The sequence below is a fragment of the Boseongicola aestuarii genome, assembly GCF_900184815.1.
GTDB lineage: Bacteria > Pseudomonadota > Alphaproteobacteria > Rhodobacterales > Rhodobacteraceae > Boseongicola > Boseongicola aestuarii.
The window spans coordinates 1-25,620 of the sequence record NZ_FXXQ01000002.1 but is presented as its reverse complement, the minus strand read 5'-3'; the positions used below and the strand labels follow the sequence as shown (position 1 = coordinate 25,620).

Genomic DNA, 25,620 nt, shown 5'->3' with positions numbered 1-25,620 from the left:
GGCATTTTGCCGGAAGTACTTTAGAAATAATGTGTTGCGTGGGGGGAGTGGTAGCCCGTAGGGGAGCAATATTTTTGCGGTAAGAGCATGAAATATAATTATTAAAATAGCGCCCTAAAAATAAGTACCACAAAAAATACCACCATGCGATGTCGTCTGCGTCCTTTTTGCCTCGTGTATCAAATCGCACAGAGCAAGATGCTGAGTGAGGTCGCTATGTCCGCATTGCTGACATTCGTGTGTTCCGCAGCGAGTGGCAGCTTCGTGCCCAAAGCTGTCGAATGCTGCAAATCGCTCGAGCGGCCGCAAAGTGCGCAAAGCCCAGATCGTCGCAGAGATAGAGTCCTCGTGCCCGTCTCTGAGATGTAGCACTGAGGCACGGTCGCAGAGTCCGTAGGCTGTGAACAACAAGCATGCTGTCCTGATCTGAAGTTTTTCAGCGGATCAGCGGCGCTCTCGCCAGCTTCTTTCTCTCGATTTCCAGCTCATCAATTCCTGCATCTCGGCGCATTCGGGCTGTCAGATGGGTTGGATCGTTGAGTGATTGAAACGACGGGATGATTGCGGCTAAGCATTTTTCCAATAGGCCAATCCGACCGAGGTGTTGTTGCGCAACCTGCGCTTCGCGCATTTCAAACTCTTTTTCATTGATGGGTTTCAATGTCGCCTCCAGGTTATTCTCACGACAACCCTGCATGATGGTGACTGCCGCACTCAAACGTCGTTCCTTGACACTTATTGTTCCAAAAAGTCACAATGCGGTATGCCGAGACTTTTGCCCCCTCTAAACGCATTGCGCGCCTTTGAAGCGGCGGGTCGATTGGGGAGTTTCACCAAGGCCGCCGGAGAGCTGAACGTCTCCCACTCAGCGATTTCCCGGCATGTTCGGGGGCTGGAAGCGCGTCTTAACGTTCATCTCTTCCAAACCCAGAAAAGCGGCGTGGCACTGACTGATCAAGGTCGCGCATACTTGACCGAGATCACGCCGGCCTTCGACCGGATCGCCGAAGCGACTGAGGTACTTTCGATCCCACCCAAAGGCGCCGTGACCCTAACGACAGAAAACACTGTTGCTCAGAAGTGGCTCATCCCGCGGTTTGCGAGCCTCAAGGCACGCCACCCCGAAATTGATCTGAAGTTGTCGGTCACAACAGAGGTCATGGATATCGAGGCCCATGATTTTGACATTGGCGTTCGCTACCTTCGAACACAGCCAGTTAAAGGGTACCATCTACTGTTTCAATCTGCAGTTCGCGCTTATGCGGCGCCTGGTTTTGCTCCGACTTCAAATGGCAATTTGGATCTTGAGGCCCTTGCCTCGGGCCCTTTGATTGAGGAAGCGACGTTCCGCCTGTGGCCGGACTGGTTCAAGCGGGCCGGACTTGAAGAGGTCCCGGACCTCGCATTGCCCCACCCGCTCGGCGCGCTACTCGCAATCCAATCGGCGGTCGCGGGTCTTGGAGCGGTGCTGATGGATAAGAACCTCTGTGAACCAGAACGTCAGTCGGGCGCGTTGGTAGAGCTCGCCGACTTCGAGATCCCGTTTGGAGGGTACTATCTTGCTGTCAACAATAGAGCCGGACGCCGCAAAGCCGTTCGCGCTGTCAGCCAATGGCTGCTTGACGAATGCGCAAGTCATTGAGGGATAGAGAATCTTACGTACGCGATAAACTGACAAATTGCCTGTCACAAAAGACTGAAACGAACCAATCGACTGATGCTGTAGATCAATTATGCCTCTGTTGTTCGTTCCTGGCTGGCCCTCAACAAAAGAAGACCAATCCAAAAACCGCAGTTTGACCGCTTAATTGCACTGAGAAACCAGAAAGGGCTTTCCAGAGTTTCGCTACGGCAGCGAAGTACCAATAGCTGACATCCAATTTGATGCACCGAAAGGTCGCTTCGGCTTGCATAGCAGTCATTCGTTTTGAGGCGCATCAATGTCCGCTATGCGGACGAAGCGGACGTGCTCCCGCCCAATTGACAGGGATCAAACTTCGATAGAGCCATGGAGTGTGTTAGGACACGTCTCTGTATCGTTCAAATGGGAGACTGCCCAATAACGGAATGTTGATTTCCTTATGGCCATCTATGTCTTGGACTTGCCCATTCTTAAGCGTCATGAACGGTTCATACCCCAGCCATCCTAAGTGCTGACCGCTCGCCATCACTGCTACCTTGTCTCCAAGTCCAACGGACCAACTTCCCTTCAAGAAGTGGTCTTTAGGAATGGTGATGCGCTCTATCTGTCCATCTGCCCCGATGTGAATCTGTGCCTCGAACCCTCGCTCCAGCATGATGCCAGACACAATTTTGACCCAACCGACGGGCGTGTCCGGGTGTAGCATAGTGTCCAAAGCGACTTCGTTCGCGAGCTTAGAGATAAGATGGAACGGAAAGATGGCGTTATGAATGCTGGCGACAAATGCCATTTCTGGAGGCGCCTCGAGAATGCTCACAGCCTGATCGCCGCGGGCCAGAACTGATTGCGTACTTCCAGAACCTATAGATCCATCCGTCGAACAGGCCAGAAATCCAGCATCCATATCGGGGTACATTGCGATGACCTGATCAACTGCAGCCTGCGGATGCAAACCCGATTTCATCTTAGCGAGGACCAGAGCATTCAAAGCAATTCCATTATCAACGCGTGTTTGCGGCATGCGGTGTCCGGTGACAATCCCGACGCCGGGTTCTGCGGCAATGAAATCAGACAACGGTTCGGGCCGATTGGGACCACTGGAAATCAGGCCAACGAGTTTTGCCCGTCCAATCTCCGTCGGCACATCCGTCCCAAACAGCGCTTTGGAGCCGCCGTCTTGAATGCTTGCACGCAGCAGCCTGCCATCTTCGGTGAACGCCGCGAGACTTACAAAGCCTCCAATGGCCCCCCGCCCATTCTTTTCGACAGTGTTCAGGCCAGCAACGATACCGGCTCCTGCATTGGGGCCAAATGCGACGATGCCAATTGTCATAGGGCCACCCAGTGACCGGGGGCGGCCTCGATAAGGGGCGTCATAGGGAAAGTATCGAGGGCGTGCGCGCGCGCGGAGCGTTTGCGGCTTGGGTCTGGCACCGGTGCGGCATCAATTAAGGCTTTGGTATAGGGATGGCGCGGCGAAGCCCAGACCGCTTCCGTCGGTCCAAACTCCAATATCCTACCGGCGCGCATGACGGCGATGCGGTCTGCAACCTGCCGGACAACGGCAAGATCATGTGAGATGAAGAGCATTGTCAGCCCGTTTTCAGATTTCAGATCAGATAAAAGATCAAGAATTTGCGCCTGAATGGACACATCCAGAGCGGATGTCGGCTCGTCAGCAATGATCAACTCGGGCCCTGCAGCGATCGCGCGGGCAATCGAAACGCGTTGTCGTTGGCCGCCCGAGAATTCATGCGGGAAACGGCTTGCCATATCGGGGGTGAGCCCAACACGCGACAACAATTGAGCAACCCGTTTCGCACGATCTGCTTTCGATAACGTCGTTTGAATCTTGATTGGCTCTGCAATGGCCGCCCCGACGCTTTGGCGCGGATCAAGCGAAGCATAGGGATCCTGAAAAATCATCTGAATCTTGCGTCGTTCCTGCCGGAGCGGCGCACCCTCCAATGAAAGTAGATCGGTTCCCGCCAGCGTCACGTTACCCTTATCCGCTTTGGTCAGGCGGGCGAGGATGCGGCCTAGGGTGGACTTCCCGGAGCCACTTTCTCCGACCAAAGCCAGCGTCTCGCCCGGCATGATGTCGAGCGAAACATCGTCGACCGCTCTGGTCACTGAAGCCGCGATGCCAAAAGCGCGGCCGCCGGAAAACGTCTTTGACAAGTGTCTTATGGACAAAAGCGCTTGGCTGTCGGTGGGTTTGGAATCAACAGATGCGGTTTCGACCGATGGGACTGCATCCAAAAGGGCGCGGGTATACGCGTCACCTGGTGCCTGGAATATCTGGTGAACCGAACCGGCCTCGACCACGCGTCCGGCTTTCATTACCATGACATCTTCTGCCATCTCTGCCACGACCCCCATATCATGGGTAATCAGGATCAGGCCGACATCTGTGTCCCGCACAATATCACGCAACAGGTCCAGAATTTGCGCCTGCACCGTGACGTCCAATGCGGTGGTCGGCTCGTCCGCAATCAGGATATCAGGTTCCAGTAACATCATCATGGCAATCATCACCCTTTGGCGCATGCCACCAGAAAGTTCATGCGGATATTGAGTCATTCGCTGTTTAGGGTTGGGGATGCCGACCCGTTCTAACATTTGGATGGCGCGGGCTTTGGCGTCGCGAGCGTCCGCCAACCCATGCACGACCATGGCTTCGGTCAACTGCATGCCAATCGTCAGAACCGGGGTCAGCGCCGTCATTGGTTCTTGAAAAATAAGGCCGATACCAGTCCCACGCGGGGGTGCGATGTTTTTGTCCAACAGGTTGGCCCCGCGAAACTGCGCCTCACCTGTTGCCGTGACGTTAGGCGGCAACAGCCCCATCAGCGCCTTGGAGGTCATGCTTTTGCCAGACCCGCTTTCGCCGACAATTGACAGAATTTGTCCGCGGGCCAGATCAAAATTGACGCTGTGCACTAAAGGAACCGCCCGCGTGCCAGATCCATGCGTGACCGAAAGATCGCGCACTGAAAGCAAGACGCTGCTCATCGGCGCTCTACCGGATCGAGGCTGGTTCGAAGTCCGTCTCCTAGCAGATTGAAACCCAACACAGTAATTGCGATGGCAAGACCCGGTATTGTCATCAACCAGGGCGCGCGATTGATGTAGTCCCGTGAACCGGCAAGCATGTAGCCCCATTCTGAGGTCGGTGGCTGTGCACCAAGCCCCAGAAAACTCAGCCCAGCCGCTGCAAGAATAGCGGTCGAGACGCCCAATGTTGCGACAACGATCATTGTGGGCAAGACATTCGGCAAAAGATGCACAAACACAAGGCGTGCAGGGCCTGCACCTGCGGCGATGCTGGCCTCGAAATATGGCTTAGAGGTCTCAACCAACGCGGCCGAATAACAGGTTCGTGCATAAAACGGAATACCAGCCACTCCGACCGCAATCACTGCGTTCTGCAGGCTTGGGCCCAAGACGGCGACAAAACTGAGCGCGATGAGTGTTTCGGTAAAGGAAAACAGCACGTCGGTGCTACGCATCAAAACCGCTTCGACCCAACCGCGCCAGAATGCAGCGATCATGCCGACAAGCATTCCTGTCGTTAGTGATATTCCCACAGCAACCGCGCCGACCAACAGCGTGATACGGCTGCCATGCAGAATGCGCGATAGCATGTCTCTGCCGAACTCGTCCGTTCCCAGAAAGAAATCCCCTCCGGGGGGTAGAAACCGTCCGCCGGTGCCCATCTTGGATGGGTTGTGAGGCGCGAGCACTTCGGCAAACATGGCGCAGAACACGAGACCCAATACAATGGTCAATCCGACAACCCCATTAGGTGAGCGTAGCAACCTGCGCCAAAATCCGTGAGGCGCAGAGCGGGTCGGGACATCGGATAAAATGCCCATCTCATGCCCTCCGGATACGTGGATCAAGGACGGCGTATAAGGCGTCAACCGCGATTGCCACAACAACGACCACAACAGAGAAAGTCAGGATAAACCCCTGAATAATGGGGTAATCTCTCTGGAAAATCGCCTCGACGGCCATACGACCGACGCCATTCCACGAGAAAATATTCTCGACCACGATGGCACCCCCCATCATAAAGGCAAATTGCAGCCCCATCATGGTGACGACCGGCAAGAGACCTGCGCGCAACACGTGGCGGCGCAGAACGATCGCTTTAGGAAGACCCTTTGCAAACGCGGTCTGAACAAAATCCTGGTTCATCACGTCGATCATCGAGGATCGGGTCAGACGTGCAAAGATTGCCGCGTTTGACAGTCCCAGCGTTAGCGCAGGCAGGATCAGATTCATAGGGCCGTTGCCGCTGACGGGCAGCCAACCCAATTCGAGCGCAAAAAAGAACAGTAGCATAAGCCCAAGCCAGAAGTGGGGCATAGAGATGCCTGCAATGGCCAGCACCATCAGGCCGATATCGACTATTGTTCCTTCGCGATATGCGGCCAGAAAGCCGATAGGCACACCGATGACGATTGCAATGAACATCGACGCCACAGCCAAAACCAGAGTGTTGGGAAGGCGTTGCATGATCACCTCAAGCACCGGTTGACCGCCGCGGATCGTATTGCCCAAATCGCCTTGAAAAAGACGTTCAAGATACATCAGGTATTGAACTGGGATAGAACGGTCGAGTCCAAGCGAACGGCGGACCTGTTCGATCTGCTCGGGAGTTGTACCCTGACTTTGGGCGTACATGATCTGGACAGGGTCGCCTGGCACGGCGTGAATCAACAATGTCACCAACATCGTTGTAACCCAAATTGTCAAAGCACCCATCGCAACGCGAGTGCCGATAAAGCGCCACATGGCAAGACCTTATTTTCGGGGTGCGCCGCCCGCATTAATGCGGGCAGCGCATTCGGTATCAGCCGCCGATCTTGATGTCGCTAAAGATCGGATAGACGAACGGAGCCACTTTGAAGCCCTCGACTTCGGGACGGACCGCAAAGACCCACTCCCAACCCGGCGTATAAAGTGGCACATGGATGGCGTTTTCAAGCAGGTACTTCATCGCTTCTTGCACCTTCGCTTTGCGCGCATCGGGGTCGGTCAACACACGGGTTTCGTCCAGGATCGCGTCAAGCTCTGGCGAGGTATAGCCTCGATAGGCTCCTGGTGTATGCCACAGCGCATAAAGGATATCTGGATCGTACCAGGACCAAGTCATCATATCCATGGAACCGGTAGTGCCTTCGGTATTCTCGTTCTCCTGACGCACGCGTGCGTTCAAAGACCCGATATCCATGATCTCAATGGTTGCTTTGATCCCAACTTCGGCCAACTGAGCCTGAAAGACTTCGCCCAGTTTCTGGCGGTTGCCGCCGGTCCAGACCAGCAAGGCGGTCTCGAGTGGCTTGTCCATGCTGTAGCCAAGTTCGGCCAGCAATTCCTTGGACTTTTCAGGATCATAGGCCGGGCGGTATTGGGCGCAGAAGTCCTGATCGTTGCCAAACACGCCACGCGAGATCGGACAATTTTCAGGGATCGAGAGATCGCCATAAATCAGGCTGATTGCAGTCGCCGCATCCGTGGCATGGGCAACCGCCAAACGCGCACGCACGTCATTAAAGGGCGGGCGGTGCACCGCGAATTCCCAAAAGACGTTTTGGCCCGTGTTCTCTGCGACGATGATGTCAAGTTCGCCACTATCTTTGATTGCAGGCACATCGTCAAAGGGCGGTTCGGCAATATGCACCTCTCCAGTCGTCAAAGCCGCATAACGGGCCTGCGGTTCGGGTACAACGGTGATGATCAAGCCGTCCTCATAAGGCGCACCGGGGTTATCGGCCAATTTGCCAAAGTTCGTGTAATCCGCGTTTTTTTCAAAGACGAGCCGGTCGCCCTTGGTCCAGGACACAAGCTTCCATGGGCCCGAGCCGATGGCGGTCGTTGTGCCGAAGCCTTCGCCATTCGTGTCACAAATGATGGAGGAAAAGCTGTCCGCCAGAAAGGGGATCATCGCGACAAATGGTGACTCCAATGTCAGTTTGATCGTCAACGGATCAATAACTTCGGCCGCTGTGATGGGCCCCCAGCTGCCCTTTGTGAGGCTTGGGGTTGTTTCGTCAAATGCAGCGTCGATTGTGTATTTGACATCATTAGCATCAAGCGGCGTGCCGTCATGGCACATCACACCGCCTTCAAGATTGAATGTATACTCGGTCCCGGCATCATTGGCTGTCCAGGACTTCGCAAAATGGGGCACGGGATTGCCTTCGGCGTCCATGGCAAGCAGCGTGTCATACATCAGGCTCCAAACCTGCAAAGAAAGGGTGCTTGTCGCGCGATGCGGATCGAGCGAGTCGATATCCCCATAGCGCGCCCAAACGATGTCTTCGGCGGTGGCGGGCCCTGCTAATGCAAAAACGGCGCCAAGTGCAGCCGCCGTTTGCTTTAGCGCTAGTCGATTCATAATCATCTCATTCTCCAAGTTGCTGGACGTGTTTTGCCGGCTCTTGCCGATTGGACCTGACGTCACTCAAGGGCCAGCGCGTGCGGCTGTCTTTGCGGAATCCATTCAACGCAAGCATGATCGGCTTAATCTATTCGGTGATTGGTTCACCCAGTTTCCGAGGCTAGGGAAGCTTCACAGGTGGGTCAAAACGAATTCAGTTTTGATACATTTAATTTCAGAATTGACGAGTTTTTCGCCTCATTGTTACGCTTTGCGCGCTACGAGGAGTCATCTGAACTATCCAGCATCACCCCATTCCGTGTGGATGCTGTCGATATAGCGCAATCTGTCCACCGCAGTTTGACCAATCCGTTTTGCCACAGCCATGCAAAGATACGTCACGACAGACACAGGAGCCGAGAGCGAGTCGAAATAGGATAGGCCATGCGTGCGGCATCGTAGGGTCACATCGGCAAGCTCGGGATTGCCAGAACTGGCCTGATCTGTCAGCGACACCGTATGCGCGCCTGCCAATCTTGCTGTCTGCAATATGGACCGCATGGTTTTGCTGCGCCTTCCGATGCACAAGGCCAAAACCGTGTCTGATGGCGTGATCGATGCAAATTCTTCAGGTACAGAAAAACCTCCAAGCGGGATCATCCGAATATCCGGCTTTACCTTGATCAACTGGGCGCGCGCAAAATGTGCCAACGGGTAATTGTCACCAAAGCCAATCACCCAAAGCTTTTCAGCGCGAACGAGACTCAGGGCTGCCGCGTTCAATTCGTCACTTCGGATGGATTCGAATGTCCGAATCAAGTTTTGTACGTCTGACGCCAGATGATCTGCCAAATCACCGCGACCGCTGCGATGCTGCACTGGCGCTGAAAAGACCCTTTTTCCGGAGTCAGAACTGGCATCGCCAGACCGCGCCATCCGTTGCGCGGTCTTGAAACTGGGAAACCCAAGTCGCTTGAAGAATCGAGCTGTTGTCGCCTTTGACACCGCAGCACGGCGCGAGATCTCCTCGGCGGTATGCAGCGCCAAACTGTCAGGATTTTCGAGGAAATGATCCGCAAGCAAACGCTCAGCACGGGTCAAATCGTCAAAAATCTCAAGTATACGCTCGGATAACCGTGCTGTTTCCATGGCGCAAACCTTTCAGAACTGATGACATTTGTTCTGCATTGAAACAAAGTCTTCAAAGGTAAGTAAAGGCGGCTCTGATATGACAATCTCGATTCTGGTACGCGATCCCGAGACTGGCGTTCTCGGAGGAGCCGCCGCGACAGGTAACTTGTGCGTGGGCGGTTGGGTCTTGCGTGGTGATATCCGTGCGGGGCTCAGTGCATCGCAAGGCAAGACACCAAGTACTCTATGGGGGGAAGATGTCTTGGATGAGATGCGGAACGGTCGAAGCGCGGTACAAGCCGTCGCAAATGTCGTAGGCGCAGACCAGGGGCGGGCGACCCGTCAGTTGCTTGCAATTGATCGAAATGGACGCGCAGCGGCTTTTTCAGGGAATCAGAACGTAGCCGAGGTTTCAGAAATCAAATCGCACAATCTTGTCGTTGGCGGCAATATGCTAAGAGATCGCGCCGTGATAGAGGCCTGTCGAACCGGTTTTATGGTCAGCCATGGACCAATAGCAGCCCGCCTTTTGGTGGCTCTGGAACATGCTGCTGCTGCTGGGGGCGACCTGCGCGGACTGCAATCTGCTGCCATCCTGATAATGTCTGAAAAGGCACCTCCGGTTGATCTTAGGATTGATTACAGCGAGACGCCGTTGGAGGACTTAGGTCAGCTCGTTGCGCGCGCCCAAAACGCTACGTATCTGGCATGGAGAAATACACTCCCAACACGCCAAGATCCCGAAATTTGACTTTGGCTGTGAAAGTCATCAATGAGTGCAGCACGTTTCGCGTTATGTTTAGACTTTCGAGGTGCTATCGCCTCAAACATATTACATTTCCCAATTGCGAACTTTCATGCTTGTTGAAGAATCCGTAACTTTGGGCTCAAAACAACCGTTCGCTGCAAGGCGCACGGACGGCAGCAACGCGGACAAATCGGACGCCCGTTTGTAGTCACTTCTTCCATTCAAGACTGGCCATAGAGGTCACTGTTCAAAGACTGATCCGCTTTTGTCGCCAAGCTACAAGAGCAGCGTAGCCACGCCGCTGGATCTCCCATCTCTCTTGCGGAGGTAGCGACTTGAACTCAGCGATGTCGACTTCCGGAAGAAGTGAGAGTTTTAACAGCAGGAAGGTTTCAGAACACCGCGTCGCCTCTTCCAAAGAAAGAAGTCGGACTTCTGCTGCATGAGAGCAGTCCTCATAAGCTGAAAGCAGGTTAGCATCCGGAGCTATGATCTGCTGGCGATTGGTTCTTTCTTCAGTGTTCCCAATCGGCGCATAGGAAACGGCTGCGGCAAGGGTCCAAATTCCGATAGCCGCTGATGTAAGTCCTGCAATGCCAAGATTGTGCATTCTGTCCTCCAATCGTTGCGTCGCTTTAGATCGGGGAGCAATAGATTTTCTTTGAGAATTGCCCAACGCGACGTAAGCTGAGACTCTGACGCCGCTGGCGATTTGCGAAACGAAATACCATGAAATCTTCCGAAATCAGACTTGGATCGTTTACGCTCGATCTGGATTCCGGGCATCTTAAAGATGGTGGCGGAAAGGATTGTGATCTTCGCCATCAAACTCGAAATGTGTTGTTAATGTTGGCAGAGAAGCCAGGGGAAGCGGTGTCAAAGACCGTCTTTTTTGAAAAGGTCTGGGATGGCGCGCACGTCTCTGAAGACAGCCTCGTCCAGTGCATAGCAGAGATACGGCGGGCCATTGATGATGAGACGAAATCCATCATCCAGACAATTCCCCGCAAAGGATACCGCTTAGTTCCCACGCAAAGCGAACCGCCAATTCAGAGGGGCTTCTGGCGCCGAATTGCCCCTGCGATGGTCGTTGCATGTCTGATTGCAGCATCCTATTTCCTTGCAGCGCCGTCGGACAAGCCGTCTCGAGTGATCGCCGTTTTGCCGTTCCAAGACGATAGCGTAGAACCAGACAAAGGAAGGCTTGGAGATCTCCTGAGCGGACAGATTCTCGCCAATCTTGCGCGCTTCCCGGAATTGACAGTGATTGCGCGAAACTCCAGCTTCCGCTTTCGCGATGAAGATCGCGACATTTCTGAGATCGCCCAAGAACTGGGCGCAAATCTGATCATTGAAGGCAGCCAACAAGTCGAAGGGTCTAGACTCCGTGTCAACGTCCAACTGATCAATGTGAGGAACGGCAGCCGGGTCTGGTCGGATCAGATTGACGCCGAGATTCATGACTTGTTGACGGTGTCTTCGCAAATCAGTAGCCGCGTCGCACATTCTGTTGAGGCATTTGTCGCCGAGGCCCAAGTGAAAGCGGGTGGTTCAGATGAAGTTGACGCGCTCCTTATGAACCTGAAGGCGAGGCGGCTGTTGCAGAGCGGTCTCTCAAAAGAAAATATCGCGGGCGCAATCGCGATTGGCACCGAAGCTATCAATCTTTATCCGGATCAAGCCTGGGGCCACGTTATCATTGCCTTCGCACTGCGCACGAAACTACGGTTCGGTTGGGCGGACAATCCGGAGGATGATCTAGAAAAGGCCATTAGCCACGCACAGAAAGCAGTGAGCTTGGCGCCAGACAATTACGTTGCCCATTTCGCGCTCGGGCGCGTGAGGATGCAGCAAGGCAATCAGACCAGTGCAATCTTAGCCTTTGACACTGCACTTATGTTAAATCCCTCGTCGGCCGATACGCTGAACGCGTTGGCGCAGTCCTACTTCTACATTGGGCAGAACGAACGTGCATTGGAAGCGCTTGCCGAGTCTGCCCGTATAGACCCGCTGCCAGGCTTTATTCATCCTTGGATGAGCGCTTGGACACTTTGGCAGGATCAAAGATGCGACGACGCATTGAACAACTTCTCCCGTATCGCCGCACCACCGCCTCCAGCGCACAAACTGCTGGCTGTCATTCATGTCTGCCGAGGCGAGATCGAGAAAGCGTCCGATGCCCTAGCGAACTTCCTGTCGTCTGAGCCAGATTGGACGGCTTCTCGGGAAAGAGAACTCCACACAGATCAGTGGATAGCAGACGGCGCCCTGGAAAGATGGATTGATGACCTTACCGCGGCGGGCCTGCCTGGATAGTAGAACATTGAGGGGCATTTTGCTCAGATTGCGAGCGTCCGCTCCGGGCTCAATGCCGTCATTCGCTGCGCTTTGCACCAATGTCCGCCTTGCGGGACGAAGTGGCCGTTCGCTGCAAGCGCACCGACGGTCAGGCCCCAGTTCCTGCCCGCGGGCGAAGCGGAGTATCGGAGAGACTGGAAGCCTCCCGGTCAGATATATGACAGGAGCCTTGCCACATAGGGACCTGCGATCCCTGTGAAAGTGTAAAAATCCAATTCGTCTTCCAGTGTTTCCAGTTCAGCTTTTGAAAAGCTGCGCAAGCGTGAACGCATGTGCTCAATAGCGAATATCGGGTGAACTGGGTCAGTGAGAGTTTCTGAAGCACCATCTTGGCAAGAAAAGCTCTGATCGGATCTGACTACGGACGTCATTATACTCATAAGGGCACCTAGAATTAAAAAATCGTTACATATAAAATATGGCATATGAAACTGTCGAAAATACGGCCCAAAATGAGCAATTGAGCATTCATTGTTTGTCATGAGAAATTCAGTCTGCTTTGGGCGCAAAGCCGTCGTTTGCTGCAGCCTTCGTCAATGACCGCTACGCGAACGATGCGGCTCTTGAAAGCACACTTTGCCGGGCCGGTGAGCGCAATTCGACAGAATTAAAAGTGTCTTACCTGTTCCAAGAAGTGTCCGTGTGCATTGAGCGCTGCTTCGACGGCGCGTTCTACAACATGCTCGATGGTTCTTGAGTCAAGCGGATCGATCGTGCTGTAGATGGCGGTGCAAGTCAGGGCTTGCCCCATTAGGGTCGCCATATGTCCAGCATTAACTTCTTCGATACCTTCGTCCCGAAGCAGTTCGCCAGCCAAAAGCCATAGCTTCTCGCTAGGTGATTTTTCCTCTAAGGGTAGGTTTCTGAGGGTCAAAGAAACACCCCCATAGCCGCAGTAATTATCGCAATACCTATTGCTGCCGTCACATATGGATTGACGATTGGAGGCTTTACATGCCTGACCGTGAATAACCACAGGGCGTCAATGATGGGATTTTGCGAGAACCGCTTTCTGGCGGTGTGCTTCGATGCTGGCTCAGGTCGCACGAGAGGCGGAAACAAAGTCGCTTTTGAAGTCACGCGTTCACTGGACATAGGGAACCTCTTACACAACGACTGTCGCAAATCGAAAAAGCGTCCAGTCAGAACTTATTACAAAAAAGCCCGGGCAAACATTTCCCGTACAAGCCATTTGTACCAGAACATACGACGTCAGCAAATTTGCGGCCTCGATTGATGCCGCATTGTGTATAATCTGCTGCATACGCGCTGTTTGCATCTAATTCTTTGTTAATCGAGTTGATTTTGATGTTGGTGCTCGCAGTGACATAGAGAGTATTACCACCGCCGCATTGGATTGATTCCGGAGCTTAAACCGTCAAGTAGACTGTGCCGACCCTTAGGGAATCTAGATCAGTCTCACAGCAACGAGTGCGGCAGGATTGGATGTTATCGGATAAACCCTAGTTTTGAAAATCTTGTTTTGTTTGACGCCTGGCAGGAGCAAGCCCAAATAGAATTGAGCCGCCCCGAAGGGCGGCCCAGATGGTTCTGCAATTATTTGCGGAGAGGCAAATGATCAGCTTAGGTGCGATCGAAAAAGAGACACGATTTCCGATCGAGATGTGCCGCCGACTTCCCAGCAAGTTTTGGCAAAGGGATTGGGTTCACCTGCTCGCACCCAGTCGGAATAGCTCCACATCTTGAGGCTTGAGAGGGTGAAGAAAATATAGCGAAGTAAAGAAGGCTTGCGCACAAAAGAAGATACGAGGCACTTTCGCATTGGATACTCATCACACTTGTTAACACTTACTACACGATCTTTATGACTGAAGGTTCTGGCGCTTTTGGGGCGTCAACGGACAAATATTAAGAAGTCGACTTATGAAGCGTGAACAGTCCGCCCTATTTATCTGATGATGTTCACGCTCAGGACACAACTCGCTCGAAATCTTCCAATGCTAAGGCTGCGGACTGCGTAAAGAACGCCTGCTTTGGGCTCAGAGCAGTCATTCGCTGCAGGAAGCGCCAATGACCGCAATGCGGACAAACCGGACTTGTGCAGGTGCAGCTATTGCTGGAGCAGCATCACTTTTCGGGTGCAGAACGTTCCCCAGGGCGTTGCAGCCAAGGTCGTCAGAGCGGTCATTCAACACGGCTTCATGTCGTTAAATCCAAACTGCACTTTCGCTGCAGGGTGTGGGAACTATAGAGACACGGGACTGAGCGGGTATGCCACCGCCAAGAGCCACATGTCTTGTATGACGGCGTTTCTAGGCCAGACGTCATAATCATGCCGCAAAATGCCCGTTGATACGTTGCAAAATTTGACGACGACTAATCTCAGGTCCTGGCTGAGGGTCACGTCGATTGTTCGAAGCTCGGCACCACAACATCCGATTGCAGGCACCGAACTCATGAAGTGTCTGTCATTTCAGAGGGAAACCCACTGCCTGTTCGCATGCGATTGTTGCATGGCTTCAACGGCTCTTTGAACCTCATAGGCCTCGCGAAAATCCGGGCTGCATGTCCCGCCACTACTATGAGCAGTCAGCAATTCGGCCACCTCGATCACCTTGAGGTCGTTGAAACCCAAGTGATGGCCCGGCGCCGGACAGAACTGACCATATGGTGGATGTGCCGGGCCTGCCTCTATTTTCGTGTAACCGTTACGTCCGGGACGACCGGACCAGAACGAAAGTTCGTTCATTCGCTCTTGGGTAAATGCCAGAGCCCCCCTTGTACCGGTGATTTCCCAGGATAAATCCATCGTGCGCGCGGTGGCGGCCCAATTGGCTTCAAGACTGCCGCGCACCCCGGATTCAAAACGCACCAGCGCATGGGTCATATCATCGACTTCAACAGGCGCACGTTCGGTCGAGTTACGGGTTTTGGGACGGGTCGAATGAATCGTTTGGCAATCTGCCTGCACTTCCGCCATTGGTCCCAAAAGATAACGCGCCATCGAGATAATATGGCTGCCGATGTCGGCCAAAGCACCGCCTCCATGAACATCCGTGCGGAATGAATGGGGGACATTGGGATCGGCCATGTAGTTTTCGGCGTGACGACCGCGAAAACCTGTGACCTCACCGAGCTCGCCCGAGGCGATGATCTCGCGCGCAAATTTGACCATTGGATTGCGCTGAAAATTGAAGCCGACCATTGTGACAATGCCCGCCGCCTCTGCGGCTTCGGTCATTTCCTGAGCGATGGCTGCCGTGGTCGAAAGTGGCTTCTCGCAATACACGGTCTTGCCAGCCTTGATCGCAGCAAGGGCAATCGGCGCATGCAGAATATTCGGTGCGGTAATCGCGACAATGTCGACATCGTCATCATTGACGAGCGTTTCCCAATCTCCGGTCGCCCGCTCAAAGCCCAGAGTTTGCGCCGCATCGCGTGCGATTTCACCACTGGCGTCGGCAAGCAGCCGCAAACGCGGTTCGACAGGGACATCAAACAGGCCTGAAACGGAGCGGAACGCATTTGCATGGCAACGTCCCATAAAGCCAGACCCAACAAGTCCTATCCCGGTTTCCGATTTGCCCATGACCTGTCCCCTTATCTCTCCGGTTTAGGCCGCGTCGGGCGCACGATGATGCGAGACGGCATCGATCAGGTTTTCCTCCGTCATGTCGGCCCCTTTGAACTCCGCCACAACAGCACCCTCGGACATGGTCAGGACACGGTGGCTGACACCCAGCACTTCAGGCATTTCCGAGGAGATCACGATGACGGCAAGCCCCTGTTCCGCCAGCTCAGCGATCAGTTCGTGGATTGCCGATTTGGACCCCACATCAATGCCCCGTGTCGGCTCATCAAGGATGATCAGCTTTGGATTGGCGCAAAGCCATTTCGCCAACACGAATTTCTGCTGATTCCCGCCAGACAGTTGCGACATTGCCTGATCCGGGCCCGTCGTCTTGATCGCGAGCGCCGATTGGTATTTCTCGTAAGTGACCAATTCCTTAGATCTGTTCATTACCGCCATGCCGGAGAAGAGTTTCAGATGTGGCAACGAGGTGTTTTCCCGCCCTCCCATCATCAGCACCAAACCCTGCTCTTTGCGGCTTTCGGGCACCAGGGCCATTCCCATGTCGATGGCCTGACGCGGGGTGGGTAGATCGATCGGCGCACCTTTCCAGTGAACCTGGCCAGCGTCAGCACGACGCACACCAAAGATGGTTTCAACCACTTCCGAGCGTCCGGCACCAACAAGACCATAGAGCCCCAGAACTTCGCCTTCGCGGACCGAGAATGAAACATCGCTGAAATGGCCGCTCTTACTGAGGCCATCGACACGTAGCACTTCTGTACCAAATTCTTCCTTTGCCTTGACGAAATAGGTATCAAGCGTCCGCCCAATCATCATGCGTGTGACCTGGTTCAGATCCGTGTCCTGGGTCTCAAGCGTGCCTTGCACCCGCCCGTCGCGCAGCACGGTGACCCTGTCCGTGATGTCAAAAATCTCGTCCATCTTGTGCGAGATATAGACAATCCCTACGCCCTGCGCTTTCAGGCCGCGAATGGTATGAAATAACTGATCTTTCTCAGTATCCGTCAACGACGCGGTCGGTTCATCAAAGATCACGACATTTGCGCTGAAGGCCTCGGCGCGCGCGATCTCAACCATTTGTTGCATCGCAACCGATAACGTCCCGACGCGCACATCTGGCCCGAATCCGCAACCCAATGCATCGAGAGCGCTGGCCGCATTGCGGCGCAGCTCGCGTTTCTTCAGCACACCAAACCGGTTGGTGGGCCATGCGCCAAGATAGATATTCTCCGCAACAGACAGTTCCGGCGAAAGAGACAGTTCCTGATGAATTAGGAGGATCCCCTTCTGTCTGGCGTCCAGCGGCCCTGCCACCTGCATCGGTTCCCCCTGATAGATGATCTCGCCGCCGTCAGGCTGGTGCAGCCCGGCGAGAACCTTCATCAGGGTCGATTTCCCGGCGCCGTTTTCTCCGACCAAGGCGTGCACTTCTCCCGGGCGGATGTCAAAGCTGACCTCATCCAGCGCCTTGACCCCGGGAAAGGTCTTGGTGATCTCACTGACCTTCAAAATTGCGGCAGTCATTGTCCGTCTCCCCCATGGTTCAGCAATTTGTCCAACACCAGAGCCAGAACAAGCACCGCGCCCATCACCATCAGTTCAACATAGTTGGGTGTGTTGAGCAGCCGCAGACCGTTGCGAAGAACGGCCAATGTAAGCACGCCACCAATGGTCATCCACATGCTGCCAAACCCGCCTTGCAGGCGTATGCCGCCCAGGACTACCGCGATGATTGTCCAAAGCTCCCAAACCTTGCCGGCATTGGGTTCGGCTGTGCCAAGCCGCATCGACAGGAGGATGCCGCAGACAGCCGCAAGCGTGCCACATATGGTGAAATTGATGATCTTGTGCCGCTTGACATTGATGCCTGCGTCATGCGCGGCCTCGATGTTATCGCCCACCGCATAGGTTTCGCGCCCGTGCCGTGTGCTTGATAGAACCCATTGGAAAAACAGCGCCGTCGCAAAAAAGATGATCGCTGTCAACGAGATCGGACCAATGTAGATTTCAGGTATCTCGGTGTAGCTGAAATCCTGCACCATCAGAGCATTTTCACCGGTGTAGACAAACACGAGCCCGCGAATGCCGATAAGTCCGCCGAGTGTCACAACAAAGGAGTGCATCCCCGACAGAGCGACCAGCGTCCCATTAACAAACCCAAGCGCGGCCCCGGACAACAGTCCAAGACAGATAGCGGGCCAAACGCCCATATGATCCTGCAGCCCGATGGCCAATGCCGATGCAAGTGCGAGAATTGCCCCTACGGACAGGTCAATTTCGCCATCGATCATGACCATGGTCATGCCAATGGCAAGTATGCCGATAAATGCTCCCTGCGTCAGGATATTGCCGATATTGTTGACGGTCAGAAAATAAGGACTGGCCAGCGAAAACACGGTCACTGTCAGCGCAAGAAACACCCAGATGTGGTTTCTCAGAAGCCAGGTCAACACGGTGTTCATCGGCCCCGTCGTAGGTACATCCGTTACGTGGCTCATGCGAAAATCCTCCCGCGTTTTGCGCCAAGGTCGATCCAGACCGCAATGATGATGACTGCCCAGGTCACGAGCCACTGCACGTAGTAGGCAAACCCAAGCAGTAGCAGGCCATTCTGGATAAAACCAAGCATGGAGATGCCAATGACCGTCCGCCAGATACTGCCTGAGCCACCCAGAAGCGAGGTGCCGCCAAGGATCACACCGGCCAGAACCGTCAACTCATAACCTTGCCCGATCGTGTTTTGCGCCCCCATCACACGGCTGCCCATGATGATGGCCGCAACCCCGGTGGTGAGGCCGGAGAGGACATAGGCCGCAAACACCGTCCAACGGGCATTCACGCCTGAAAAGACACTTGCAGTTTCATTCCCGCCGACAGCGTAAACGCGGCGTCCGAAAGTTGTGTATTGCAGCACCAGGCCGGCAATGATCGCGCCCAGAATGAAAAGGAACACTGGCACGGGAACACCCAGAAAATCACCGCGCCCGAAAACGGCGAACCATGTGTTCTGTGCGTCGTTGACATTGACGTTGGACCCACCTGAGTAAAACAGCACAAGTCCTTGTAAAAATGACAGCATTGCCAGTGTTACAATCAGCGCATTCAATCCGATAAAGCCCACAAGAAAGCCATTGAATGCGCCGACAAGCACGCCTGCACCTATGGTCATGACGATCGCCGGAAAGGGCCCCACGATGTTGTGCTGATCCACCACAATCACGGTCAGAAGGGTCAGAAGCGACCCCACCGACAGGTCCAGACGCCCCGTCAACACAACGAATGTCACACCGAGCGCCATCATGCCTGTGATTGAAACCTGCCGCAGGACATCAAGTATGTTGCCCGGCGTTAGAAACGCCTCTGCATTGACGGCAACCATTGCCAGAAAAATCAGAAAGGCCAAGACTAAACCGTGGCGCCGCAATATGCTGTTAATCGATTTCCGCATGTTGAAGTGTTCTCCCTGAACCGACGATAGCAATCCGCTTTGCACGTGATACGGCAGATAAATCCAAAATGAATCTTTCTGCGTTTCTTGCGGGGCGCGTGCTTCCCAGTACACCGCGAGCGCTGCAAATCGAAAAATCAGATTTGGACATTTCAGCGATTGAGCACTGGCGTCATCTGCAGAACACTTTGGAACAAGCACCCCGCAATGCTGCTAACGGGTGTCGCGCAATGGATTAATGGCAGCGTTCAGAGGAGGAAATCATGAAGAATATGACCAAAGCACTCGGTCTCGCGACCGCCGTGGCGTTTGCCGCAGGCGCGGCGATGGCACAGGATGCGCCGGATTGGCTTGGCGGAGAATTGAAAAAACCGTTGTCGGAAACCCGCATAGGCATCACCGTGCTTTATCCAGGCTCAAACGCCTACCAGGCGAAATACGCCGAAACGGCCGAAGCCTATACCAAAGAGCTGGGCATCCAGGCGACTGTCATGGATCCGCAGGGCGATCCGGCGGTTCAATTCGACCAGATTCAGGACATGGCATCCCAGAATATGGACGCGCTTGTCGTTTGGCCGACATCACAAAACGCTCTGATCCCTGCCATTCGCAGCGCGTCGCGCAGCGGCATCCCGGTGATCACGTCAAACTCGCCAATCGGTGAAGCTGGTCGTCGCTACATTGTCGGCCACACAGGCCCGGATGATTGTGCGCAGGCGGAACAATCCGCCGAAATGCTGGCAGACTCGCTTGGTGGCGAAGGCGATATCGTGGTCGTCGAGGGTACGCCGGGTTATTCGGTTTCGATCCTGCGCAAAAATTGCTTCCTCGACAAAATGGCCGACGACTATCCCAACATCAATATTCTGGCCAGCCAGACGGCCGAGTGGAACCGTGAGAAAGCACAGACTGTGATGGAAACTTTTCTGACCCAGTACGGCGATCAGATTGACGGCGTATATGCGTTTGATGATGGCATGGGGCTTGGCGTTATCAGTGCGCTGCAAGGGGCCGGCAAAGCGCCTGGCGATGTCAAGGTTGTGACATGTAACCAGTTCGGCGAAGGCTGGGATGCGATGAAGTCCGGCTGGCATTCCGGATCGAACAAGCAAAGCCCCGTCGATGACGCCATTCTTGCGATCCAGACCGCTATCAAGGTCGCCAACGGGATCGACGTGCCGATCCTGCAGGGCATTGAAACGCCAAAAGTCCTGCCTGAAAACGTGGACGAATTCGAGCGCCCTTCCTGGTAAGGCCAGTCTCGTGACAACCAAGGCCGCGTTCTCGGACGCGGCCTTTTTCGTTCAGTAGTGACCCTTGTTGCGCATAATTGCATCGATCTGGTTCTGAGATCTGCTCAGCGCCTCTTTCACCGACTGCCCGCCCTGAAGCATCAAGTGGATTTCGTCTCCCAGAACACTCAGAAGATTACTGAACTCCGGGATCGGAGGCCGCGGCCAGGTTTGCAGTTCGCCGCGGCGCTCCATGGCGTCCATCTCGCTAATCAATGACGAACTGGCCTGAACTTCGGGGTCGGCACTGGTTGAAAACCGCGGGCTGGTGAGATTGCCGTGGAGCACATACCATTTGAGCATCTCCGGACGGGTCAGATATTCCATCATCTTCCAGGATGCCTTCTTGCGCGTGATGTCCAGCCCTGCTGGCACCGCCAGAGAAAAGCCTCCGATCGGTGACACGGTGCGTGCGCCCGGCCCGTGCGGATGGGGCGCGAATTTAACATTGCCGTGGGCTGGTGACGTCGGGTCCAGCTCAAAGGCAGCAGCGCGGATACTCCAGCCGTAGGTCATTGCCGCTTCGCCCTTCGAGAAGATGCTGATCCGCTTGTCCCAATTGCATTTGAGGCTTTCCTTGTGCGCGAACCCGCCAAGCTCCAGCAAGAATTCAGCCGTTTCATGTGCCGCATCACTGTCCAGCCGAGGACGGTAGTTTTCTTTCTCGATCATAGAAACATTGAAGTCGTCACCCAACGGGTCGAGATTGATGATCGGCTGACCAAAATCCGCCAACGTCTGAATGAAGCTATGGGCCACGGGAGTGCCGCGCCCGAAGTTCATTACTATGCCCGACATGCTGAAGCTGGAGCGATGCAATACGCGCGCCGCAAGCAAAAGCTCATCTGTTGTTGTCGGTATGGCCAATCCGGCCTCTGCAAACAGGTCGGACCGGCAGAACAACAGTTCCGCAGTGGGCTGGATGGGCAGACCATACTGGCTGTTGTTCCAAGATGAGCCCTTGTACGCCGCGTTGTGAAAATCCGATGGGTTATAGCGTTCTTCCCCCATGATCTCGTCCAGGGGGTCGATTACACCTTCGGTGGCCAGCTGCCCGATCCAGGGCAAATCGACAGCCATCAGGTCATATTTCGAGACCGGTTGCTGCGCGTTCGACATAATTTCCCCGTGCAGTTCATCCAGGGGCAGATTGACGATTTCAATATTGGCACCACAGAGTTCGTCCAGATTGGATGAAAACTCGCCCAGTGTTTTGAAGGTCGGATCAACGGGGCTGAGAATTCGAAACGTTCGATCAACGCCTATACCGGTACGCATCGCATTGGGATAGGGTAGCGTTTTGGAGGCCATGTAGTAGCCCCCGAAATAGAAATCGCCCATTTCACCATCACCGGTTGTAAAGCCGAAAGTATTGCCAACCATCGCTTTCAATTGCATCGCGAAGCTTTCGAATTCGGCAATCAGTGCGCGCGTCGGGTGCAAGGAAAAGGATTTTCCTGTGCGGGATTTAGGGCGCTTGAGCAACAGCCCTTCTTCTATGAGTTCTGAAATACGCCGCATTGCAGTGCCGTAGGGGACGTCCGCCGCCATTGCCGCAGAGGTCACAGTCAAAAGGTGACCCTCCAGATGGCGGCGCATCGCATAAGACACAATGTTCCAGCGGGGATCCACCGTTGCAAGGCTTGTGCGCTTTTCGGACAGTTCGCGGTTCGAATCCACAAAGGTCAGAATTCTCAGCAACTCCTCACGCGTCATAGATCTCCCCTTTCGCCCGAAACATACGGTTCGGGTATGTTTTCAGTTCTGAATGAGAGCGCCAGTGGCAATTTCATCCAAAACTGACATTTTGCGTGTTCAGCAATGCGCGCGCCGGGTGCACCATTGAGCAGGCAAGACACATCGGTGGAGGCAGACATGACGCATGCAGAATACGACTACATCGTCATTGGCGCTGGTTCCGCAGGGTGTGCTGTCGCTGGACGGCTGGGTGAAGCAGGCCATTCCGTTCTGTTGCTGGAGGCAGGCGGAAAAGACCGCAATCCCTTCATCCATATTCCGCTAGGCTATTCGATGCTTTACGCCAATCCATCGGTGAACTGGTGCTATGAAAGCGCGCCTGAACCGCATTTGAACAATCGCCGACTTTTCCAGCCAAGGGGCAAGGTCTTGGGCGGCACTGGCGCGATCAACGGTATGATCTACATGCGCGGCCAGCCTCAGGACTTTGATGGCTGGGAACAGGATGGTTGCACCGGATGGGGGTGGGACGGCGTATTGCCGTTTTTCAAGTCCTGCGAAGATCAGGAGCGTGGCGCGGATGAATTTCACGGCACAGGGGGGCCGGTTTCCGTTTCCGACATTCGTACCGAACATGAACTGGGTGAGGCATTCCACGCTGCATCCGAGGCACTTGGCGTGCCTAAGAATGACGATTTCAACGGCGCGCAGCAGGAAGGCACTGGGTACGTGCAGACGACCACGAAAAACGGCATGCGTTGGAGTACCGCAGCGGGCTATCTGAAGGGCAAAGCGAAAGAAAATATCGACCTGAAACTCAACGCAATGGTGGAATCGATTACGCTGGAGGGCCGCCGTGCCACGGGCGTGAATTGGACTGACAGGCGCGGAAACCAACAAGCCCAGGCGCGCCGCGAGATCATCCTGAGCGGCGGTACATTCAACTCGCCACAGCTGTTGCAGTTGTCCGGCATTGGCCCTGCCCCCCTATTGCGGGAACACGGGATCGACGTGAAACACCAAATGTCCGGTGTCGGCGAAAACCTGCAAGATCATTTTGGCATTGGCGCCGAATACCGTTCAACCGTGCGTTCGACAGTCAACGATCTATACAACAACAAGCTCAAAGGCGGGCTGCAGCTTTTGCGCCACCTGATATTTCGCACCGGACCATTTGCGGACAACGGCAATTATTCCAACACCTTCATCTGCTCAGGCCCTGAAATTAACCGCCCCGATATGATGGTCACTTTCATGGCATGGTGCACCGATGAGCAGTTAAAGCCGCATCCCTTCCCCGGCTTCACCATATTAGCAGAACACATGCGCCCGTCCTCCCGCGGGCATGTCAGGATCTCCGGTGCGTCTGCGCAGGACAAGCCGGAGATCCAGTTCAACTTTTTCGCGGACGAGGCCGATCAGCGCGCCGCAATCGCCGGCCTGAAATTCGGGCGCAAAATCGCCGAAACGGCCCCAATGTCAGATTGCGTGGAATGCGAACTGTCCCCCGGCCAAGATGTGCAATCGGATGCTGACCTGCTGGAATATTGCCGAACAAATGGCTTGTCGCTGTTGCACCCGGTTGGCACCTGCAAAATGGGCACAGGCACCGAGGCCGTGGTTGATCCACGCCTGCGTGTCCACGGGATCGACGGGCTGCGCGTCGCTGATGCCTCGATCATGCCGCGCATCGTGACAGGCAATACCAATGCAGCTTCAATCATGATCGGCGAAAAGGCAGCAGCGATGATCCTTGAAGATGCGCGGGGGAATGCATGATGAAAACCCTGGGATTGGCACTGATGGGAACGGGTCGAATGGCCCACGTTTACGGCCCGAAGATCAACGCACACCCCGGGTTGCGGCTGGAGGTGGTGTTCAATCCGCGTATCGCATCAGCCCAAAAGGCGGTGGAGCTCTACGGCGGACGTGCGATGGATGACCTTGTGGCCGTATTGGCTGATCCTGCGGTCGATGCCGTCGTTATTGCAACGCCAACTAACACGCATGTCGACTATATCGAGGCGGCCGCAAATGCCGGTAAACCGATCTATTGCGAAAAGCCTCTGGATCAGTCGCTTGATCGTGTGGACCGCGCCATGGCTGCACTCGATGCGAATCCCGTGCCCTTCATGCTCGGCTTCAACCGAAGGTTTGACCCGGACAACAATGCGCTGCGCGAAGCCGTCAGGAATGGCGAGATTGGGCGGCTGAACATGCTGATGAGCTGGTCCAGAGAACCCAGCCCGCCACCCATTGAATATGTCCGGGCCTCTGGCGGCTATTTCGTTGACGCCACGATCCACGATATCGACCTGTTATGCTGGATCGCCGGGGAACGCCCAATAGAAGTGCAGGCTTTGGGGTCCTGCATGTTCGACGACCAGATCGGTGCCGAAGGTGATTTCGATATGACCATGACGACGTTGAAAATGCCATCTGGCGCACTTGTTCACATCAACAACTCCCGCTCATGTGCCTATGGGTTTGATCAACGACTGGAAGCGTTCGGTGATGGGGGCATGGTGCAAACACTGAACAAGCGTTACGACAACTTGGTGCGTTGGGACAATCGCCGCACGGTTGCGCGCGAACCGCTCAAACACTTTTTCCTCGAACGCTATGACCGTTCTTTTTTCAGAGCTCTGGACGAATTCCACAACGCAGTCACAACAAACCGCACGCCATCGGCCACAGCCCAGGACGGTCGCGCAGCATTGGCGATCTCTCTGGCATGCAAAGAGTCTGCTTTGTCTGGACGCGTTGTCAGACTGAACTAAGAAAAATATTCGGGCTAAAAAACCTAACTCCAAAACCCCATTGCTGTGCTCAAGCTTCGAGTTTCGCATAGGCCCGCTGCCATCAAACTACCTGCCGACCTTTCGGCGGAGCAATTTTTCCACCTTGGCGCCACCGCGGCGAATTTGAGCTTCGTCCCGCGAACTGTGAGTTTTCACCTTGATCCTTACTACACTCGGAACGAATGGCGGGTTTTCCCGCCGCGCAGCAGCAACGAGTTTTACGCTCGCGCAGCATTTTCTACGCTGCGTGCGCCCGCAGCTAACAAATCGAATTCACAGATCGGGCTCTGAGCTGCCATTCGCCGCGCTTTGCGCCAATGAACCCAATGCGGACGAAGCAGTCACAGACTGGCCGACTCAAGGCTAAGGGCGCGCTTCATGCGGGCCGCGCCCCCTTCGAACCAGCCGTGAAGATAATCCATCGCTTCAGCGCGTATCGCCTCTGCGTTGGATTGAGCCATGTCCTGTCCTTCTCAGAATTTCACAAAAGCTCTGACAGCATTTGGGCTGCGCGTTTTGCACCACCGGCGGCGACTGGATGCGGCACACGTGGGG

20 protein-coding genes are annotated in these 25,620 nt (G+C 54.7%); 6 read left to right on the top strand and 14 right to left on the bottom strand.

The genetic code is table 11. The annotated features are described in order from the left end of the window. Positions 1 to 436: 436 nt before the first annotated feature. Complete coding sequence (locus BOA8489_RS03040) at positions 437 to 718, bottom strand: hypothetical protein (protein ID WP_141138228.1); 282 nt, start codon at positions 716 to 718, stop codon at positions 437 to 439. Positions 719 to 763: 45 nt separating this feature from the next. On the opposite strand from BOA8489_RS03040, the gene BOA8489_RS03035 reads away from it, so the two are divergent. Next, positions 764 to 1,642, top strand: a complete 879-nt coding sequence (locus BOA8489_RS03035; RefSeq protein WP_093972530.1) for a LysR substrate-binding domain-containing protein — start codon at positions 764 to 766, stop codon at positions 1,640 to 1,642. Between the two features lie 376 nt (positions 1,643 to 2,018). Here BOA8489_RS03035 and BOA8489_RS03030 read toward each other — a convergent pair whose 3' ends face one another. From BOA8489_RS03030 to BOA8489_RS03005, 6 genes are all read right to left on the bottom strand, one after another. After that, the gene (locus tag BOA8489_RS03030; RefSeq protein ID WP_093972529.1) at positions 2,019 to 2,975 is read right to left on the bottom strand and encodes a DUF6963 family protein; all 957 of its coding nucleotides are present in this window, start codon (positions 2,973 to 2,975) and stop codon (positions 2,019 to 2,021) included. Next, the gene (locus tag BOA8489_RS03025; RefSeq protein ID WP_093972528.1) at positions 2,972 to 4,657 is read right to left on the bottom strand and encodes an ABC transporter ATP-binding protein; all 1,686 of its coding nucleotides are present in this window, start codon (positions 4,655 to 4,657) and stop codon (positions 2,972 to 2,974) included. Before BOA8489_RS03025 ends, BOA8489_RS03030 begins: the two co-directional genes overlap by 4 nt. Next, positions 4,654 to 5,520 carry an ABC transporter permease gene (locus tag BOA8489_RS03020; RefSeq protein ID WP_093972527.1) on the bottom strand — a complete coding sequence of 289 codons (867 nt, stop codon included), beginning with the start codon at positions 5,518 to 5,520 and terminating at the stop codon, positions 4,654 to 4,656. The genes BOA8489_RS03025 and BOA8489_RS03020 overlap by 4 nt, the downstream gene beginning before the upstream one ends. Before the next feature lies 1 nt (position 5,521). Continuing rightward, positions 5,522 to 6,445 (bottom strand): ABC transporter permease, encoded by a 924-nt coding sequence (locus tag BOA8489_RS03015; RefSeq protein ID WP_093972526.1) that lies wholly within the window; start codon positions 6,443 to 6,445, stop codon positions 5,522 to 5,524. A gap of 58 nt (positions 6,446 to 6,503) precedes the next feature. Then, complete coding sequence (locus tag BOA8489_RS03010) at positions 6,504 to 8,051, bottom strand: ABC transporter substrate-binding protein (RefSeq protein ID WP_093973010.1); 1,548 nt, start codon at positions 8,049 to 8,051, stop codon at positions 6,504 to 6,506. A gap of 279 nt (positions 8,052 to 8,330) precedes the next feature. Next, positions 8,331 to 9,182: a MurR/RpiR family transcriptional regulator gene (locus BOA8489_RS03005; RefSeq protein ID WP_093972525.1), complete on the bottom strand. Its 852-nt coding sequence runs from the start codon at positions 9,180 to 9,182 to the stop codon at positions 8,331 to 8,333. 79 nt (positions 9,183 to 9,261) lie between these two features. Here BOA8489_RS03005 and BOA8489_RS03000 point away from each other — a divergent pair, with 79 nt between their 5' ends. Next, complete coding sequence (locus tag BOA8489_RS03000; protein ID WP_093972524.1) at positions 9,262 to 9,915, top strand: DUF1028 domain-containing protein; 654 nt, start codon at positions 9,262 to 9,264, stop codon at positions 9,913 to 9,915. 244 nt (positions 9,916 to 10,159) lie between these two features. Here the strand turns inward: BOA8489_RS03000 and BOA8489_RS02995 are convergent, their stop codons facing one another. Continuing rightward, positions 10,160 to 10,522 (bottom strand): hypothetical protein, encoded by a 363-nt coding sequence (locus BOA8489_RS02995; protein ID WP_093972523.1) that lies wholly within the window; start codon positions 10,520 to 10,522, stop codon positions 10,160 to 10,162. Between the two features lie 119 nt (positions 10,523 to 10,641). Between BOA8489_RS02995 and BOA8489_RS02990 the strand changes: the two genes are divergently transcribed. Continuing rightward, positions 10,642 to 12,228 (top strand): winged helix-turn-helix domain-containing protein, encoded by a 1,587-nt coding sequence (locus tag BOA8489_RS02990; protein ID WP_093972522.1) that lies wholly within the window; start codon positions 10,642 to 10,644, stop codon positions 12,226 to 12,228. Between the two features lie 649 nt (positions 12,229 to 12,877). Here BOA8489_RS02990 and BOA8489_RS20115 read toward each other — a convergent pair. The 5 genes from BOA8489_RS20115 to BOA8489_RS02965 all read right to left on the bottom strand — a co-directional run bounded on the left by BOA8489_RS20115 (position 12,878) and on the right by BOA8489_RS02965 (position 19,274). After that, complete coding sequence (locus BOA8489_RS20115; protein WP_141138227.1) at positions 12,878 to 13,144, bottom strand: hypothetical protein; 267 nt, start codon at positions 13,142 to 13,144, stop codon at positions 12,878 to 12,880. Positions 13,145 to 14,704: 1,560 nt separating this feature from the next. Continuing rightward, positions 14,705 to 15,820, bottom strand: a complete 1,116-nt coding sequence (locus BOA8489_RS02980) for a Gfo/Idh/MocA family protein (RefSeq protein ID WP_093972520.1) — start codon at positions 15,818 to 15,820, stop codon at positions 14,705 to 14,707. A gap of 24 nt (positions 15,821 to 15,844) precedes the next feature. Continuing rightward, positions 15,845 to 17,350, bottom strand: a complete 1,506-nt coding sequence (locus tag BOA8489_RS02975) for a sugar ABC transporter ATP-binding protein (RefSeq protein WP_093972519.1) — start codon at positions 17,348 to 17,350, stop codon at positions 15,845 to 15,847. Next, a complete protein-coding gene (locus BOA8489_RS02970) occupies positions 17,347 to 18,324 on the bottom strand; it encodes an ABC transporter permease (RefSeq protein ID WP_093972518.1) in 978 nt (325 codons plus the stop codon). The genes BOA8489_RS02975 and BOA8489_RS02970 overlap by 4 nt, the downstream gene beginning before the upstream one ends. Then, positions 18,321 to 19,274: an ABC transporter permease gene (locus BOA8489_RS02965; protein WP_093973009.1), complete on the bottom strand. Its 954-nt coding sequence runs from the start codon at positions 19,272 to 19,274 to the stop codon at positions 18,321 to 18,323. Before BOA8489_RS02965 ends, BOA8489_RS02970 begins: the two co-directional genes overlap by 4 nt. A gap of 263 nt (positions 19,275 to 19,537) precedes the next feature. Here BOA8489_RS02965 and BOA8489_RS02960 point away from each other — a divergent pair, with 263 nt between their 5' ends. Next, positions 19,538 to 20,527 (top strand): sugar ABC transporter substrate-binding protein, encoded by a 990-nt coding sequence (locus BOA8489_RS02960; RefSeq protein WP_245813643.1) that lies wholly within the window; start codon positions 19,538 to 19,540, stop codon positions 20,525 to 20,527. 51 nt (positions 20,528 to 20,578) lie between these two features. Here the strand turns inward: BOA8489_RS02960 and BOA8489_RS02955 are convergent, their stop codons facing one another. After that, entirely contained in the window at positions 20,579 to 22,282 is a 1,704-nt protein-coding gene (locus tag BOA8489_RS02955) for an extracellular solute-binding protein (RefSeq protein ID WP_093972517.1), read from the bottom strand. A gap of 159 nt (positions 22,283 to 22,441) precedes the next feature. Between BOA8489_RS02955 and BOA8489_RS02950 the strand changes: the two genes are divergently transcribed. Together BOA8489_RS02950 and BOA8489_RS02945 are read left to right on the top strand one after the other, a co-directional pair. Further along, on the top strand, positions 22,442 to 24,043 hold the full coding sequence (locus BOA8489_RS02950) for a GMC family oxidoreductase (RefSeq protein WP_093973007.1): 1,602 nt from the start codon (positions 22,442 to 22,444) through the stop codon (positions 24,041 to 24,043). Next, the gene (locus tag BOA8489_RS02945; RefSeq protein ID WP_093972516.1) at positions 24,040 to 25,044 is read left to right on the top strand and encodes a Gfo/Idh/MocA family protein; all 1,005 of its coding nucleotides are present in this window, start codon (positions 24,040 to 24,042) and stop codon (positions 25,042 to 25,044) included. Before BOA8489_RS02950 ends, BOA8489_RS02945 begins: the two co-directional genes overlap by 4 nt. The last annotated feature ends 576 nt before the right edge of the window (positions 25,045 to 25,620 follow it).

Bases quoted from the DNA above. Each gene is read 5' to 3' on its own strand.
- BOA8489_RS02990 (WP_093972522.1), top strand. From the start codon at position 10,642: ATGAAATCTTCCGAAATCAGACTTGGATCGTTTACGCTCGATCTGGAT.
- BOA8489_RS02980 (WP_093972520.1), bottom strand. From the start codon at position 15,820: ATGGGCAAATCGGAAACCGGGATAGGACTTGTTGGGTCTGGCTTTATG.
- BOA8489_RS02945 (WP_093972516.1), top strand. From the start codon at position 24,040: ATGATGAAAACCCTGGGATTGGCACTGATGGGAACGGGTCGAATGGCC.
- BOA8489_RS03025 (WP_093972528.1), bottom strand. From the start codon at position 4,657: ATGAGCAGCGTCTTGCTTTCAGTGCGCGATCTTTCGGTCACGCATGGA.
- BOA8489_RS02965 (WP_093973009.1), bottom strand. From the start codon at position 19,274: ATGCGGAAATCGATTAACAGCATATTGCGGCGCCACGGTTTAGTCTTG.
- BOA8489_RS03015 (WP_093972526.1), bottom strand. From the start codon at position 6,445: ATGTGGCGCTTTATCGGCACTCGCGTTGCGATGGGTGCTTTGACAATT.
- BOA8489_RS03020 (WP_093972527.1), bottom strand. From the start codon at position 5,520: ATGGGCATTTTATCCGATGTCCCGACCCGCTCTGCGCCTCACGGATTT.
- BOA8489_RS03035 (WP_093972530.1), top strand. From the start codon at position 764: ATGCCGAGACTTTTGCCCCCTCTAAACGCATTGCGCGCCTTTGAAGCG.
- BOA8489_RS03010 (WP_093973010.1), bottom strand. From the start codon at position 8,051: ATGAATCGACTAGCGCTAAAGCAAACGGCGGCTGCACTTGGCGCCGTT.
- BOA8489_RS03005 (WP_093972525.1), bottom strand. From the start codon at position 9,182: ATGGAAACAGCACGGTTATCCGAGCGTATACTTGAGATTTTTGACGAT.
- BOA8489_RS02960 (WP_245813643.1), top strand. From the start codon at position 19,538: ATGAAGAATATGACCAAAGCACTCGGTCTCGCGACCGCCGTGGCGTTT.
- BOA8489_RS02970 (WP_093972518.1), bottom strand. From the start codon at position 18,324: ATGAGCCACGTAACGGATGTACCTACGACGGGGCCGATGAACACCGTG.
- BOA8489_RS02950 (WP_093973007.1), top strand. From the start codon at position 22,442: ATGACGCATGCAGAATACGACTACATCGTCATTGGCGCTGGTTCCGCA.
- BOA8489_RS02995 (WP_093972523.1), bottom strand. From the start codon at position 10,522: ATGCACAATCTTGGCATTGCAGGACTTACATCAGCGGCTATCGGAATT.
- BOA8489_RS03030 (WP_093972529.1), bottom strand. From the start codon at position 2,975: ATGACAATTGGCATCGTCGCATTTGGCCCCAATGCAGGAGCCGGTATC.
- BOA8489_RS02975 (WP_093972519.1), bottom strand. From the start codon at position 17,350: ATGACTGCCGCAATTTTGAAGGTCAGTGAGATCACCAAGACCTTTCCC.
- BOA8489_RS03000 (WP_093972524.1), top strand. From the start codon at position 9,262: ATGACAATCTCGATTCTGGTACGCGATCCCGAGACTGGCGTTCTCGGA.
- BOA8489_RS02955 (WP_093972517.1), bottom strand. From the start codon at position 22,282: ATGACGCGTGAGGAGTTGCTGAGAATTCTGACCTTTGTGGATTCGAAC.